This is a genomic window from Brevundimonas sp. (assembly GCF_965278935.1).
Taxonomy (GTDB): Bacteria; Pseudomonadota; Alphaproteobacteria; order Caulobacterales; family Caulobacteraceae; genus Brevundimonas.
Map to the genome: position 1 here is coordinate 2,709,054 of NZ_OZ257124.1, position 12,986 is coordinate 2,722,039.

At 68.0% G+C, this 12,986-nt stretch carries 14 protein-coding genes; 4 read left to right on the forward strand and 10 right to left on the reverse strand.

Features of this window, described 5'->3' with window-relative positions; translation table 11 throughout:
• Positions 1-534: a GNAT family N-acetyltransferase gene (locus tag ACQY68_RS13495; protein WP_428150001.1), complete on the forward strand. Its 534-nt coding sequence runs from the start codon at positions 1-3 to the stop codon at positions 532-534.
• A gap of 12 nt (positions 535-546) precedes the next feature.
• Entirely contained in the window at positions 547-1,848 is a 1,302-nt protein-coding gene (locus ACQY68_RS13500; RefSeq protein WP_428150002.1) for an MFS transporter, read from the forward strand.
• Positions 1,849-1,857: 9 nt separating this feature from the next.
• On the opposite strand, the gene ACQY68_RS13505 is transcribed toward ACQY68_RS13500, so the two are convergent.
• From ACQY68_RS13505 to hspQ, 3 genes are read right to left on the reverse strand one after another with little or no spacing between them, the layout of a single operon-like run.
• Positions 1,858-2,229, reverse strand: a complete 372-nt coding sequence (locus ACQY68_RS13505) for a hypothetical protein (RefSeq protein ID WP_428150003.1) — start codon at positions 2,227-2,229, stop codon at positions 1,858-1,860.
• A complete protein-coding gene (gene phhA / locus ACQY68_RS13510; RefSeq protein WP_428150005.1) occupies positions 2,226-3,101 on the reverse strand; it encodes a phenylalanine 4-monooxygenase in 876 nt (291 codons plus the stop codon). Before phhA ends, ACQY68_RS13505 begins: the two co-directional genes overlap by 4 nt.
• A gap of 57 nt (positions 3,102-3,158) precedes the next feature.
• Complete coding sequence (hspQ, locus tag ACQY68_RS13515; protein WP_428150007.1) at positions 3,159-3,473, reverse strand: heat shock protein HspQ; 315 nt, start codon at positions 3,471-3,473, stop codon at positions 3,159-3,161.
• Positions 3,474-3,621: 148 nt separating this feature from the next.
• Between hspQ and ACQY68_RS13520 the strand changes: the two genes are divergently transcribed.
• Positions 3,622-4,746: a Ppx/GppA phosphatase family protein gene (locus ACQY68_RS13520; RefSeq protein WP_428152669.1), complete on the forward strand. Its 1,125-nt coding sequence runs from the start codon at positions 3,622-3,624 to the stop codon at positions 4,744-4,746.
• Here the strand turns inward: ACQY68_RS13520 and ACQY68_RS13525 are convergent.
• From ACQY68_RS13525 to gyrA, 5 genes are all read right to left on the reverse strand, one after another.
• On the reverse strand, positions 4,713-5,621 hold the full coding sequence (locus ACQY68_RS13525) for a peptidylprolyl isomerase (RefSeq protein WP_428150009.1): 909 nt from the start codon (positions 5,619-5,621) through the stop codon (positions 4,713-4,715). The genes ACQY68_RS13520 and ACQY68_RS13525 overlap by 34 nt on opposite strands.
• Positions 5,618-6,472 (reverse strand): peptidylprolyl isomerase, encoded by an 855-nt coding sequence (locus ACQY68_RS13530; protein WP_428150010.1) that lies wholly within the window; start codon positions 6,470-6,472, stop codon positions 5,618-5,620. The genes ACQY68_RS13525 and ACQY68_RS13530 overlap by 4 nt, the downstream gene beginning before the upstream one ends.
• A 19-nt stretch (positions 6,473-6,491) precedes the next feature.
• Positions 6,492-6,974: a pantetheine-phosphate adenylyltransferase gene (coaD, locus tag ACQY68_RS13535; protein WP_428150012.1), complete on the reverse strand. Its 483-nt coding sequence runs from the start codon at positions 6,972-6,974 to the stop codon at positions 6,492-6,494.
• 50 nt (positions 6,975-7,024) lie between these two features.
• Positions 7,025-7,819 carry an aminotransferase class IV gene (locus ACQY68_RS13540; RefSeq protein ID WP_428150014.1) on the reverse strand — a complete coding sequence of 265 codons (795 nt, stop codon included), beginning with the start codon at positions 7,817-7,819 and terminating at the stop codon, positions 7,025-7,027.
• Positions 7,820-7,993: 174 nt separating this feature from the next.
• Positions 7,994-10,708 carry a DNA gyrase subunit A gene (gene gyrA, locus ACQY68_RS13545; protein ID WP_428150015.1) on the reverse strand — a complete coding sequence of 905 codons (2,715 nt, stop codon included), beginning with the start codon at positions 10,706-10,708 and terminating at the stop codon, positions 7,994-7,996.
• A gap of 179 nt (positions 10,709-10,887) precedes the next feature.
• Here gyrA and ACQY68_RS13550 point away from each other — a divergent pair, with 179 nt between their 5' ends.
• The gene (locus ACQY68_RS13550; RefSeq protein ID WP_428150016.1) at positions 10,888-11,469 is read left to right on the forward strand and encodes a superoxide dismutase family protein; all 582 of its coding nucleotides are present in this window, start codon (positions 10,888-10,890) and stop codon (positions 11,467-11,469) included.
• Between the two features lie 6 nt (positions 11,470-11,475).
• Here ACQY68_RS13550 and ACQY68_RS13555 read toward each other — a convergent pair whose 3' ends face one another.
• Positions 11,476-12,384, reverse strand: coding sequence for a DMT family transporter (locus tag ACQY68_RS13555; protein WP_428150017.1), 909 nt, complete (start codon positions 12,382-12,384; stop codon positions 11,476-11,478).
• Positions 12,385-12,482: 98 nt separating this feature from the next.
• The gene (gene ssb / locus ACQY68_RS13560) at positions 12,483-12,977 is read right to left on the reverse strand and encodes a single-stranded DNA-binding protein (RefSeq protein ID WP_298159723.1); all 495 of its coding nucleotides are present in this window, start codon (positions 12,975-12,977) and stop codon (positions 12,483-12,485) included.
• Positions 12,978-12,986 lie beyond the last annotated feature (9 nt).

Consider the following 12,986-nt stretch of genomic DNA (forward strand, 5'->3'; position numbering starts at 1 on the left):
ATGACCCTGACCCACCGGATCGCGACAGAGGCCGACATTCCGGCGCTGGTCGTCCTGATGGATCTGGCCATCTCGGGCCCACTGGCGGACTTCCTGACGGCGGAGCAGGTCGCGGCCAGCCGGGTGCTGATGGGGCTGGACAGCCAGATCATCGCCGACAGGACCTATTTCATCGTCGAGGCGGACGGCGTGCTCGCGGCCTGCGGCGGCTGGAGCCGGAGGATCACGACCTATGGCGGGGACCATACGCCCGGGCGGGTTCCGGAGCCGCTGACGCCGGGCGTCGATGCGGCGCGGGTGCGGGCCATGTACACCCACCCGGATTTCCTGAGGCGCGGCATCGGACGGATGATCCTGGACCTGTGCGAGACCGCCGCGCGCGCCGAGGGCTACACCTCGGTCGAACTGGTCGCGACCCTGGGCGGGGAGCCGCTGTACCTTGCCGCCGGCTATCGCGAGATCGAGCGGTTCGAGGACGATCGCGGCGGAGCGCCCGTGCCACTGGTGCGCATGGGCAAGCCGCTCGCCGGCTGATACCCAAGGGCCATGACCGACGCGCACCCCGAGATGACCCCCGCCCGCCGCCTGAGGAACATCATCGGCGGATCGGCCGGCAATCTGGTCGAGTGGTTCGACTGGTACGCCTATGCGGCCTTCACCCTGTATTTCGCGCCGGTCTTCTTCCCGAAGGGCGATGACACCGCGCAACTGCTGGCCACCGCCGCTATCTTCGCGGTCGGTTTCCTGATGCGTCCGATCGGGGCCTGGGTCATGGGGGTCTATTCGGATCGCAAGGGGCGCAAGGCGGGCCTGACCCTGTCGGTCAGCCTGATGTGCGCGGGGTCGCTGCTGATCGCCTGTACGCCCGGTTATGCGACCATAGGCATCGCGGCGCCCGCCCTGCTGCTGGTCGCGCGGATGATGCAGGGCCTCAGCGTCGGCGGGGAATACGGATCGAGCGCCACCTATCTGTCGGAGATGGCGACGGCCAGGCATCGCGGCTTCTGGTCGAGCTTCCAGTATGTGACGCTGATCTCGGGCCAGCTTCTGGCTCTGGCTCTGCTGATCGTGTTGCAGCGGACGCTGGGCGACGAGGCGTTGAGCGCCTGGGCGTGGCGCATTCCGTTCTTCGTCGGGGCGGGGCTGGCGGTCGTGGTGTTCTGGCTGCGTCGCCGGCTGGACGAGACCCGGGCCTTCCAGTCGGAGGAGACGCGCTCTGCGCCGAAATCCAGTGCTCTGGAGCTGGTGCTGCGGCATCCGAAGGAAGCGCTGATCGTCATCGGCCTGACGGCCGGCGGGACCCTCGCCTTCTATACCTACACGACTTATCTGCAGAAATTCCTGACCAACACCTCGGGCTTCTCCAAGGCCCAGGCGACCGAGATTTCGGCGGCGGCCCTGCTGATCTTCATGCTGATCCAGCCTCTGGTCGGGGCGCTGTCGGACCGGATCGGCAGGAAGCCCGTTATGATCGCCTTCGGGGTGCTGGGCCTGTTCCTGACCGTGCCGATCATGAGCACCCTGGCTGTGACGACCGATGCGTTCGCTGCCTTCGCCCTGTCGCTGGCGGCCCTGGTCATCGTGTCGGGCTATACGGCCATCAACGCCGTGGTGAAGGCCGAGTTGTTCCCGGCCCATATCCGCGCGCTGGGCGTCGCCCTGCCCTACGCCATCGCCAATGCGGCCTTCGGCGGGACGGCCGAATACGTCGCCCTGTGGTTCAAGCTCGACGGACGCGAGAGCCTGTATTTCTGGTACGTGACCGGGATGATCGGCATCTCGTTGATCACCTACGTCCTCATGCGGGATACGAAGGCGAAAAGCCTGATCACCGACGAGCAGGCCTGACCGCAGACGTTATTGAGCCGGGATTTTTTCCGGCCGACCAGCAGCAACCTCTGCATCGGCGGCGGGCTCGACCTGAGCCGGGGCAGCGGTTGTCGCAGGCGCAGCCGCCTCGCCCTCGGCCAGATAGACCACCCGGCAGTCCCCATCGATGGTGGTGTAGCGGCCATTGGCGGCGTCAACGAAGGCGAGGCGGCCTTCGTCGTTGTACTCGACCTTGCCCGTCGAGCGGCCGGAGAAGGTCTGCGTCCCATAGGTCCAGCAGGTGACGTCGGCGGGCTTGTCGCCCCAGGTCGCGGCATTCCGGGCGCGTTTGGATTCGGTGCAGGCGGCGGCCGTGACGGCGAAGCCGGCGATCAGGACGAGTGTGATCGTGCGCATCATGCCGCGAATCTCCCGCCCTTGTGGGCATAGGCCTGGGTGCCGTGGGTGATGACCCGGTCGTAGGGCTGGATCGCCTCGATGCCGATCTCGGACGCGCCCTTCAGCCGGTCGTAGATGGGGCCGAAGTCCTCGAGCGTGGCATCGTTCAGGGCCTCGATCGAGGGGATGACGAAATAGACCTGCTGGAAGTCGTCGATGCGGTAGTCGGTCCGCATGATCCGCTCCAGGTCGAAGGCGATGCGGTTCGGCGACGGATCCTCGAGGGCGAAGACGCTCTCCGACGCCGAGGAGACGATGCCGGCGCCGTAGATGCGCAGGCCCGAGCCCTCGTCCATCAGGCCGAACTCGACCGTATACCAGTAGAGGCGCGCCAGGTTCTTGAGCATGCCGAGGCCCTGCGCCCGCTGGCCGCCCTTGCCGTAGGCCTGCATGTAGTCGGCGAAGTTCGGGTCGGTCAGCATCGGGACGTGGCCGAACACGTCGTGGAAGATGTCCGGTTCCTGCAGGTAGTCGAGCTGATCGGGCTTGCGGATGAACTGGCCGGACGGGAAGCGGCGGTTGGCCAGATGGTCGAAGAACACCTCGTCGGGCACAAGGCCGGGCACGCAGACCACGGTCCAGCCGGTGAGCGCCTTCAGCTTGGCGTTCATCAGGGCGAAGTCGGGAATGCCGCCGGTATTCAGGTTCAGGGCCTGCAGCCCCTTCATGAAGGCGTCGCAGGCGCGGCCGTTCAGCACCTCGATCTGGCGGGCGTAGAGGGTGTCCCAGGTGTCGTGTTCGACCTGGGTATAGGCGCGCCAATTCTGCGAGATCGTCCAGTCCGCCGCCGCGCCCTCGGGCGGGGCCTGAAAGACATGTTCGAAATCAGCCATCACGCGCTCCTTGAACCGCCAGTCTAGAGACCCGGCGGCGAAGAGCCAATCTCCGGATCAGTGGATCGGTTGCGCGCGCGGGGCGATATGGCCCAGTCCATCCATGGCGAACCAGCGCGATTGCTCGTCGGCGGACAGGGGCGCGACGTCGGGATCGTGTTCGAGCACGTTCTCGGCGGCGTAGATCAGGAAGCCGGCGCCCTCGCCCATGGCCAGGACGCGATAGAAGGGCTGGTCGCGCTGGTCCGGGCCAGGCTCGTTCGCAGGGCCGGCATAGGCGGCGTCGACATCGACGACCACGCCGCGGAAGGATTCCTCGCGGTGACGCACGATCTGGCCGAGGCCGAATTTCGCTGTCTGGAACTGGGTCATGATGAACGGATACGGCGCCGCGCCTGAGCGGGATGCCGGTCGTCTCGTTCATCTTCGCGACAGATAGGCTTGGCGCGGACGGTTCGGCGACGCTAGGTTGATCGGGACGGGCGCCCGTTCCGGACGCGCCCACATGAAAGTTCGGCCCATGCCGGAACCCGACGGCGCGCCGCGAAAGCGCGACGAGCGGTCCCGGGTCCAACGGGCGTCCATGCGGGATTCGTCGGGTCGCGACGGTCCCGTGTTCGGCGCCCTTGATCTGGGGACCAACAATTGTCGCCTGCTGATCGCGCGTCCGGCGCGGGCGGGCTTCCGCGTGGTCGACAGCTTCAGCCGCATCGTGAGACTGGGCGAAGGCCTGTCGCGGACAGGGCGGCTGGACGCCGCCGCGATGGACCGGGCCTACGAAGCCCTGGCCCTGTGCGCGGAACGGGTCGTGCGACGCGGGGTCGATTCCGTCCGGTTGAGCGCCGTCGCCACCCAGGCCTGTCGGCAGGCCGAGAACGGTCAGGAATTCATCGATCGCGTCCGACGCGGGACCGGCCTGAAGCTGCGCATCATCGATCCGGCCGAGGAGGCGCGGCTGTCGGTCGAGGGGTGTCTGAACCTGTTCGACCCGAAGGCGGAGGCGGTGCTGGTCATCGACGTCGGCGGGGGATCGACGGAGCTGTCCTGGCTGAGGAAGTCGGGGACGGAGATGAAGACGGTCGCCTGGATGTCGGCGCCCCTGGGCGTCGTGACCCTGGCCGAGCGGCATCCCGAACCGGCCGAGGCGGCCGAAGCCTGGTACGAGGCCATGGTCGGGGACATGGGCGAAGCCCTGGCGGTCGGCGAGTTCGACGACGCCGAGTTCCGGCGACTGTTCGCGACCGGCCGGGGCCACCTGGTCGGGACCTCAGGCGCGATCACCAGTCTGGCGGGCGTGCACCTGAACCTGCGGCGCTATCAGCGGGACCGGGTCGACGGGCTGTGGATGACGCGGACCGAATGCGATGCGGCGGCGGCCAAGCTGAAGGCGATGGGGCCGAAAGGCCGGGCGGCGGAGGCCTGTATCGGGCCGGACCGCGCCGATCTGGTGCTGGCGGGCGCCGCGATCCTGGACGCCGTACAGCGGGCCTGGCCCAGCGAACGGGTGCGGGTCGCGGACCGGGGCCTGCGCGAGGGCCTGTTGCTGCAGCAGATGCGCGAGGCCCGGAAACCCCAGAAACGTCGACGCGGCCGGGGCCGGGGTCGCGGGGGTCAGGCGGCGGGAGCCGGCGCGCCCGAGACCTGAACCGGCAGAACGATGTCGCAGATCGAGAAGTCCGCGCCCCGCGCCGTGCGCACGCCGTCGGCAAGGGTGCGGAAGGCGGCCGAGGCCGTGTCCAGCACCTGAACCACCGGCCGTTCGGCCTCGGGCAGGTCGGAGGCGATGCGGACGCGGATCATGCGGTCGGGATCGGCGGTGACCGCGCCATTGTCGCCGTCGCCGACCTTGATGGCACGCACGACGTCGAGGCCCGACACGACATTGCCCCAGACGGTGTAGCGCTTGTCGAGCGCCGGATAGGGCTGGCGCATCAGGAAGAACTGGGAGTTGGCGCTGTCGGGCGCATCGTCGCGGGCCATGCCGGCGACGCCGGGGCAATAGGCGCCCCAGCCATGCACCTTGCCGTCGCCGGTCGTGGCCATCAGCGAAGTCGGCTGGGTCTGGATCGGCAGGCTGTTGAGGAAGCCCAGCATGGCGCCGGCCGGCGAGGCGACGGGGGTGAAGGGCGTCTCGGGTCCGCGGCGGAAGGTGAACTCACCCTTGATGTCGGGGTAAGGGCTCTGGCCTTCGCCATTGCCCAGCGGATCGCCGGTCTGGGCCATGAAGCCGTCGATGACGCGGTGGAAGACGATGCCGTCGAAGAAGGCGCGACGGGTCAGCAGGCGCATCCGCTCGACGTGCAGGGGCGCAGCCTCGGGCGCCAGCTCGACCAGAATGCGACCCCGGTTGGTGTCGATGATCATCAGGTTGTCGGCGGGAACGGTGCGCCAGTCCGTCGGAGCGGAGGCGGCTTGAGCCGGAGCCTGGGCCGGGGCGGTCGCCGCCGTCTCCTGCGCCCGGGCGACGGAGGCGCCCGCCAGAACCAGACCGATCGCCAGAGCCGTCACCCGCATCGTCATCCCCCCGTAACCTCGGCCACCGGCTGCACGTCGCAGACCGTGAATTGTGCGCCACGCGCGGCGCGAACCTCTTCGACATGGGCCGCGAAGGCGGCCGAGCGGGCGTCCAGAACGCGGACCGTCGGACGCTCGCCTTCCGGCAGGGCGGCGGCGGTGCGCACATGGGTCATGGCGTCGGGGTCGACGATCACGGACCCGTCCGGACCGGCCTTGAGAAGGCTGAGGACGTTCAGCCCCGACACGATACGGCCGAAGGCGGTGTAGGTCCCATTCAGGACCGGGTTGGTGGCCATCATCAGATAGAACTGGCTGTTGGCGCTGTTCGGCGCGCTGGAGCGGGCCATACCGGCGACGCCGGTGCAGAACAGGCCCGTGGCGTCGGTCTTGAAGTCGGCGGTCACCATCATCTGGGCGTCGGGCTGGGTCGCCACCGGCAGGGAGCCGACCAGACCGACGAGCCCGGCCGGAGCGCCTCCCTGGATCGGGGCGAACTGGGCGTCACGACCGCGCCGGAAGGTGAACTCGCCAGCGATGTCGGGCAGGTCCGAACCGCCCTGCCCCGTGCCGAGCGGATCGCCGGTCTGGGCCATGAAGCCGGTGACGACGCGGTGGAATTTCAGGCCGTCGTAGAAGCCCTGGTTGGCCAGGGTGGTGATCCGCTCGACGTGATGCGGCGCGGCGCGCGGCTCCAGCTCGACCAGGATGCGGCCTTTGGACGTATCGATGACCAGCAGATTCTCCGGCGCGATGGTGCGCCAGTCGCTCGCGGCAGGAGAAGGCGAGGTCTGCGCTGAAGCGGCGGGTGCGAGGACCGCCAGGGCGGCGGCGAGGACGTAGGGCGTGATCTTCAAAACAGTGTCCTGAGGCGTTCTAGCGTTTGACGCGGTCGCGCACGGCGGCGGCGACGGCGGGGCTGACGAAGCTGTCGATGTTTCCGTCCAGCCGGGCGATTTCCTTGACCAGCCGCGAGGCGATGGCCTGGTGGCGCGGATCGGCCATCAGGAACACGGTCTCGATGTCGTCATTGAGGCGCTGGTTCATGGCCGTCATCTGGAACTCGTACTCGAAGTCGGCCACGGCGCGCAGGCCGCGCACGATGACGTTGGCGTCGAGCTTTTCGGCGAAATGCATCAGCAGGGTCGAGAAGGGCTGAACGTCGATGTCGGCATTCAGCCGCGAGACCTCGGCCTTCACCATCTCGACGCGCTCGGCGGTGGTGAACAGCGGGCCCTTGTCGTCGTTCTGGGCCACGCCGATCACGAGCCGGTCGACCAGCTTCACAGCCCGGCCGATGATGTCCATGTGGCCGTTGGTGACGGGGTCGAAGGTCCCCGGGTAGAGCCCGATCCGCATGCGTTTTCTCCCCGCCGCGAGGCCTGATTAGCAGGCGTCGCGGGCCGGGCCTAGATCGCCTGAACCGGGTTCGACGCCCATGCGCGCGCCAGCCGCTCGATCCGGTCCGGGGCGGCGGCGAACACGTGGTCGCCGATAGCCGTGATCGGACAGGCCGGGGTCGCGCTGTTGCACAGGAAGGCGCCGTCGAAGGCCGGGAGGTCGCGGACGAAGACGGGCCGGCTCCCGCTGCTCAGGCCGACCGTCTGAAGCTTCGCCTTGATCAGGGTCTGGGCCACCCCATCCAGCATCGGGGCCCTGGGCCAGACCACCGTATCCCCCGACAGGAAGCCGATGTTCCAGGTGGCCCCTTCGGAGACGAGCCCGTCAGGGTCGGCGAACAGGGCGTCGTCGAAGCCGGCCTGTCGCGCCAGACGACGGGCGCGGATCAGGGGGAAGATGGCCGTGTGCTTGATGTGGGCGTCGGTGCGAACACAGGTGCGGATCTGGGCGCGCACCGAGGTCGCAAGCGGCGATGGCGACGGGGAGACCGAGGTCATGACCCTCGGCGGGACATCGGCCGAGGGGCTGCGGGGCAGGATGTCGGGCGAGAACAGGCTGACGCGAAGCCAGGCGTCGCCGCGGTCCGCGACGGCGGTGCGTATCAGGTCGCGCAGACGGTCTTCGCCGACGGGTTCTCCGAACAGTTCGATCGCCGAGGCGTCGAGGCGGGCGAGGTGCAGGTCGAGACCACGAACGCCGCCGCCCTCAAGCCGGAAGGAGGTGTAGGCGCCGTAGTTGACCAAGGCCTGATAGCGGAGGTCGTCGTCGGTCGGCGGGAGGCCGTCGATGAGGAGTGTGGTCACGCTTCCCTCTCCCGGGGGGAGAGGGCTTGAGCGCCTGAGAGCCGACAGGCGATCAGACTTGCGCGAAAGGGTGAGGGGTCGGCGCTCACCGGCGAAGCCAGCCCCTCACCCTTTCGGCTGAAGACGCATCGCTTCGCTCTGCGAGCTTCAAGCCCTCTCCCGCCGGGAGAGGGATCAGTCCTCGCCGCCCTCATCGCCGTTCGTGTCTTCGACCTCGGGCGCGTCATCGCCGCCGCTGTCGGCCAGACGTTCCACCGACACGACCTTCTCGCCTTCGGCCGTGCGGAAGATGGTCACGCCTTGGCTGGAGCGGCCGACGATGCGGACCTGGCCCACGCGGGTGCGGATCATCTGGCCGCTGGAGGTGACCAGCAGCAGATCGTCCGACTCCTCGACCGGGAAGGCGGCGGCCAGACGCGTACCCGCGCGACCGCCGAGGCCATGGGCCGTCAACCCCTGCCCGCCGCGACCGGTTCGGCGGTACTCGTAGGCCGAGGAGCGCTTGCCGAAGCCGGTTTCGGTGACCGTGAGGATGAACTGTTCGGCCGCGCCCAGTTCGGCGATGCGCTCGACCGACAGGGCGGCGTCGCCCGAGCCTTCGGCCTCGTCATCCGCCTCGACCACGGCGGTGTCGTCCTCGCCGTCGGTGGCGCGGCGCATGGCGTTGGCGTGTTTGACGTAGGCGGCGCGTTCGTCGGGCGTGGCGTCGACACGGCCGAGAATAGCCATCGAGATGACCACGTCGTCGCCCTGGAGGCGGACGCCGCGCACGCCGGTCGAGTCGCGGCCCTTGAAGACGCGGACGTCGTCGGCCTTGAAACGGATGGCGCGCCCGCCGGAGGTGGTCAGCAGCACGTCGTCCTCGGCGGTGCACAGGGCCACGCCGACCATGTGGTCGCCGTCTTCCAGCTTCATCGCGATCTTGCCGGCGCGGTTGACCGTCGCGAAATCCGACAGCTTGTTCCGGCGCACGTCGCCGGAGCGGGTGGCGAACATGATATCGTAGTCGCCCCAAGTCGTCTCGTCCTCGGGCAGGGGCAGGACGTTCATGATCGAATCGCCCGGCTCGATCGGCAGCAGGTTGACGAAGGCCTTGCCGCGCGAGGTCGGGGCGCCGAGCGGCAGACGCCAGACCTTGAGCTTGTAGGCCTTGCCGTTGGTGGCGAAGAACAGAACGGGGGTGTGGGTCGAGGCGGAGAAGACGCCGACGACGGCGTCCTCGTCCTTCATCGTCATGCCCGACTTGCCCTTGCCGCCGCGATGCTGGGTCCGATAGGCGTTCAGGGCGACGCGTTTGACGTAGCCGCCGTGGGTCACGGTGACGACCATGTCCTCGCGCGGGATCAGGTCCTCGTCTTCCAGTTCGAAGTCGCCTTCCCCGATGGTCGTGCGGCGCGGCACGGCGAACTCCTCGCGCACCTTCAGCAGGTCCTCGCGAATGATGGCGATGATGTTCTTGCGGTCCGACAGGATCGTCAGGTGGCCCTGGATCGTATCAGCGAGGCCCCTCGCCTCGCCGAAGATGTCGTCGCGGCCGAGACCGGTCAGGCGGCTCAGCGTCAGGCCCAGGATGGCGCGGGCCTGTTCGTCGGTCAGCTTCAAACTGTCGCCGTCGATCAGCACCGAGCGCGGATCGGCGATCAGCTCGACCAGGGCGATCATGTCGCCCACGGGCCAGGCCTTGGCCTGAAGACGCTCGCGGGCTTCGGCCGGATCGGCCGAGGAGCGGATGATGTGAATGACCTCGTCGATGTTTGCGACGGCGACGGCCAGACCGACCAGCACGTGGCCGCGGTCGCGGGCCTTCGCCAGCTCGAACTTGACGCGTCGGACCACGACCTCTTCGCGGAAGTCGAGGAAGACCTCGAGCATCTTGCGCAGGCCCATCTGTTCCGGGCGGCCGTGGTTCAGGGCCAGCATGTTGACGCCGAACGACGACTGCATGGCCGTGTAGCGCCACAGCTGGTTCAGGATGACGTCGCCCGAGGCATCGCGCTTCAGCTCGATGACGATGCGCATGCCCTGGCGGTCCGATTCGTCGCGGACGTCGGAAATGCCTTCGAGGCGTTTCTCGCGGACCATCTCGGCGATGCGCTCGATCAGGGTCTGTTTATTGACCTGGAACGGCAGCTCGGTGACCACGATCGCTTCGCGATCCTTGCGGATGGTCTCGACCGAGGCGACGCCGCGCACGACGACCGAACCACGACCGTCGCGGAGCGCATTGCGGGGCGCGGTGCGGCCGAGGATCTCGCCGCCGGTCGGGAAGTCGGGCCCCGGCACGATGTCGAGGATGGCGTCGTCGGAGATGTTCGGGTCGTCCAGCAGGGCCACGGCCGCATCGACGATCTCGCCCAAGTTATGCGGCGGGATGTTCGTGGCCATGCCGACGGCGATACCGCCCGCGCCGTTGACCAGCAGATTGGGAAGCCGCGCCGGCAGGACGACGGGCTCCAGCTCCTTCTCGTCGTAGTTCGGCTGGAAATCGACGGTGTCCTTGTCGATGTCGGCCAGCAGGGCGCTGGCGGCCGGGGCCATGCGGGCCTCGGTGTATCGCATCGAGGCGGGCATATCGCCATCGACCGATCCGAAGTTGCCCTGGCCGTCGATGAGCATCAGCCCCATCGAGAAGGGCTGGGCCATACGGACTAGTGCCATATAGACCGAGGCGTCGCCGTGCGGGTGGAAGCGGCCCAGCACGTCGCCGACGACGCGGGCGCACTTCGAGTACGACCGCTCGGGCGTCATGTTCAGGTCGTGCATCGAATAGAGGATGCGGCGGTGAACCGGCTTCAGGCCGTCACGGGCGTCCGGCAGCGCACGGCTGACGATCACGCTCATGGCGTAGTCGAGGTAGGAGCGTTTCAGCTCGTCCTCGATCGAAATCATGGAAATGTCCGAGCCGCCGACCGGAGGAGGTGCGGCGTTTTCGTAGCTGTCGTCGGTCAAGGATTTTAGGCTTTAGATGGCCGGAATCGGAACGTGATCCGCTGTGCGGTTTTCTAGCATCCGAGGCGTCGCGAGGCAAAGTTTGCCGCCGGGGCGCCGCGATCCGTGAAAGGACCAATATGCGCCCCTCCTCCCTCACCCTTCTCCTCGCTGCCGGCTCCCTGCTGAGCGCCGGCGCCGCGCTCGCCCAGACGGCGGCCCCGCCCCCTGCACCGACGCCCGCGCCTGCGCCCACACCGATCGCGACGGCGACCTTGCACACCGCCGACGGCGGCGATGCCGGCACGGTTACGGCTTTCGCCGGACCGCTGGGCATCCTGATGAAAGTCGAGGGCAAGGGCTGGCCAGAAGGCTGGCACGGCGTCCATCTGCATGCCGTCGGGACCTGCGAGGGCCCGGGCTTCACCTCAGCCGGGGCGCACGTGAACCACCCCGATCCAGAGAAGCGGCCGCACGGCCTGCTCAACACCAATGGCGGTCCGGACCTGGGCGACCTGCAGAACGTCTATGCGGGCGCTGACGGAGTGGCGAACGCGGAGGTCTATCTCGCGGGATCGGGCCTGGGCATGCGAGGCATGGACCTGATGGACGAGGACGGCCTGTCATTCCTCGTCCACGCCAACCGCGACGACCATGTCAGCCAGCCGATCGGCGGGGCTGGCGACCGGATCGCCTGTGGCGTGTTCCAAGCCGCCGAGTAAGTCCGGTCAGGCCTTGGCGGCGCCGGCGCGAAGTCCCCGCTCCGCCAAGGCCACAACGGCGACGCCGCCCATGGCAAGGGCCGCGCCGGTCAGGATCTGGAGCGTCAGGACGTCGCCGAGGAAGCCCCAGCCGATGGCCATGGAGACGACGGGGGTGACGAGGAAATAGGGCGTCACCCGCCCGGCCTCGCGCTTCTGCACCAGCCAGAAGACCATCGAGGTGGCGAAGACCGACGACACGACCCCGGCCCACAGAAGACAGATCCAGATCAGGGGCGTGGCCGAGCGGACGGCCTCGACCTGGCCATGCTCGAACATGGCCGAGCCGAACGCCAGGGTCGGCAGGGCCACGAAGGCGAGAAGGCCCTGCATCTTCAGCGGCGGGATCGAGGTGGTGCGGCGGGCGATCACCGTGGTGATCCCCCAGCAGGCGGTGGCGCCGACGATCAACAGGATGGCGGGCCAGTCATGCAGGGCGTGCGGATCGGCCGACATCCAGGCGACGCCGATCAGCGACACCGCCATGCCGACCATGGCGTGGATCGACAGCCGCTCTCCCAGCAACAGGAAGGCGAACAGGCTGGTGAAGGGGATCCAGAGCTGGGACGCGACCGAGACGGGGCTGACGTCCTCGGCCAGCGAGAAACCCCAGTAGAGCAGGCCGTAGTGGAGCGGCCCGCCGAGGATGACGATCAGGGCGAGGCTTTTCCAGTTCGGGAAGGGCGGCCGGACGAACGGGACCAGGCAGAGGGCGGCGATGGCGAAGCGCAGCGTCCCGACGAGCAAGGGCGGCATGACCTCGGTCGCCACCTTGGCCGCCGCATTGTTCGCCCCCCATATCACCACGATCGCGGCGATCGCGCCGATCTCCATCAGGGTCAGCGGGCTGTGAGGCTTGTCGGGAGTTACGGGCACGGACGGCCTATCGCACGCCCAACCAAAAACGTCGGCTCACAATGCATGAGCCGACGTTTCGATCGTGGTGAACCGGTCTCTGGCTCGAACGGCCCCTGCTAGAAAGGAATGTCGTCGTTCAGGTCGTAGCTCTCGCGGGGGCCTGAGGGCTTGTTGGCGCCGCCGGTGGAGAAGCCCGAAGAGTAGTCGTCGTCGTTGCCGCGGCCGCCCGAGCCGCCGCCCTGCGACGCGCCGCCGCCGTCACGGCCGCCCAGCATGGTCAGCTGGCCGTTGAAGCGGCCGACGATGACCTCGGTCGTGTACTTCTCGACGCCGTCCTTGTCGGTCCACTTGCGGGTCTGCAGCGAGCCTTCGACATAGACGGTCGAGCCCTTTTTCACATAATTTTCAACGACCTTGACGATGTTGTCGTTGAAGATCGACACACGGTGCCACTCGGTCTTTTCCTTGCGCTCGCCCGACGACTTGTCGCGCCAGGTTTCGGAGGTCGCCAGCGAGAAGTTGGCGATGCGGTCGCCGTTCGGCATGGACCGGATTTCCGGATCGCGACCCAGATTGCCGATGAGGATGACCTTGTTGACGCTTCCCGCCATGATGAAATT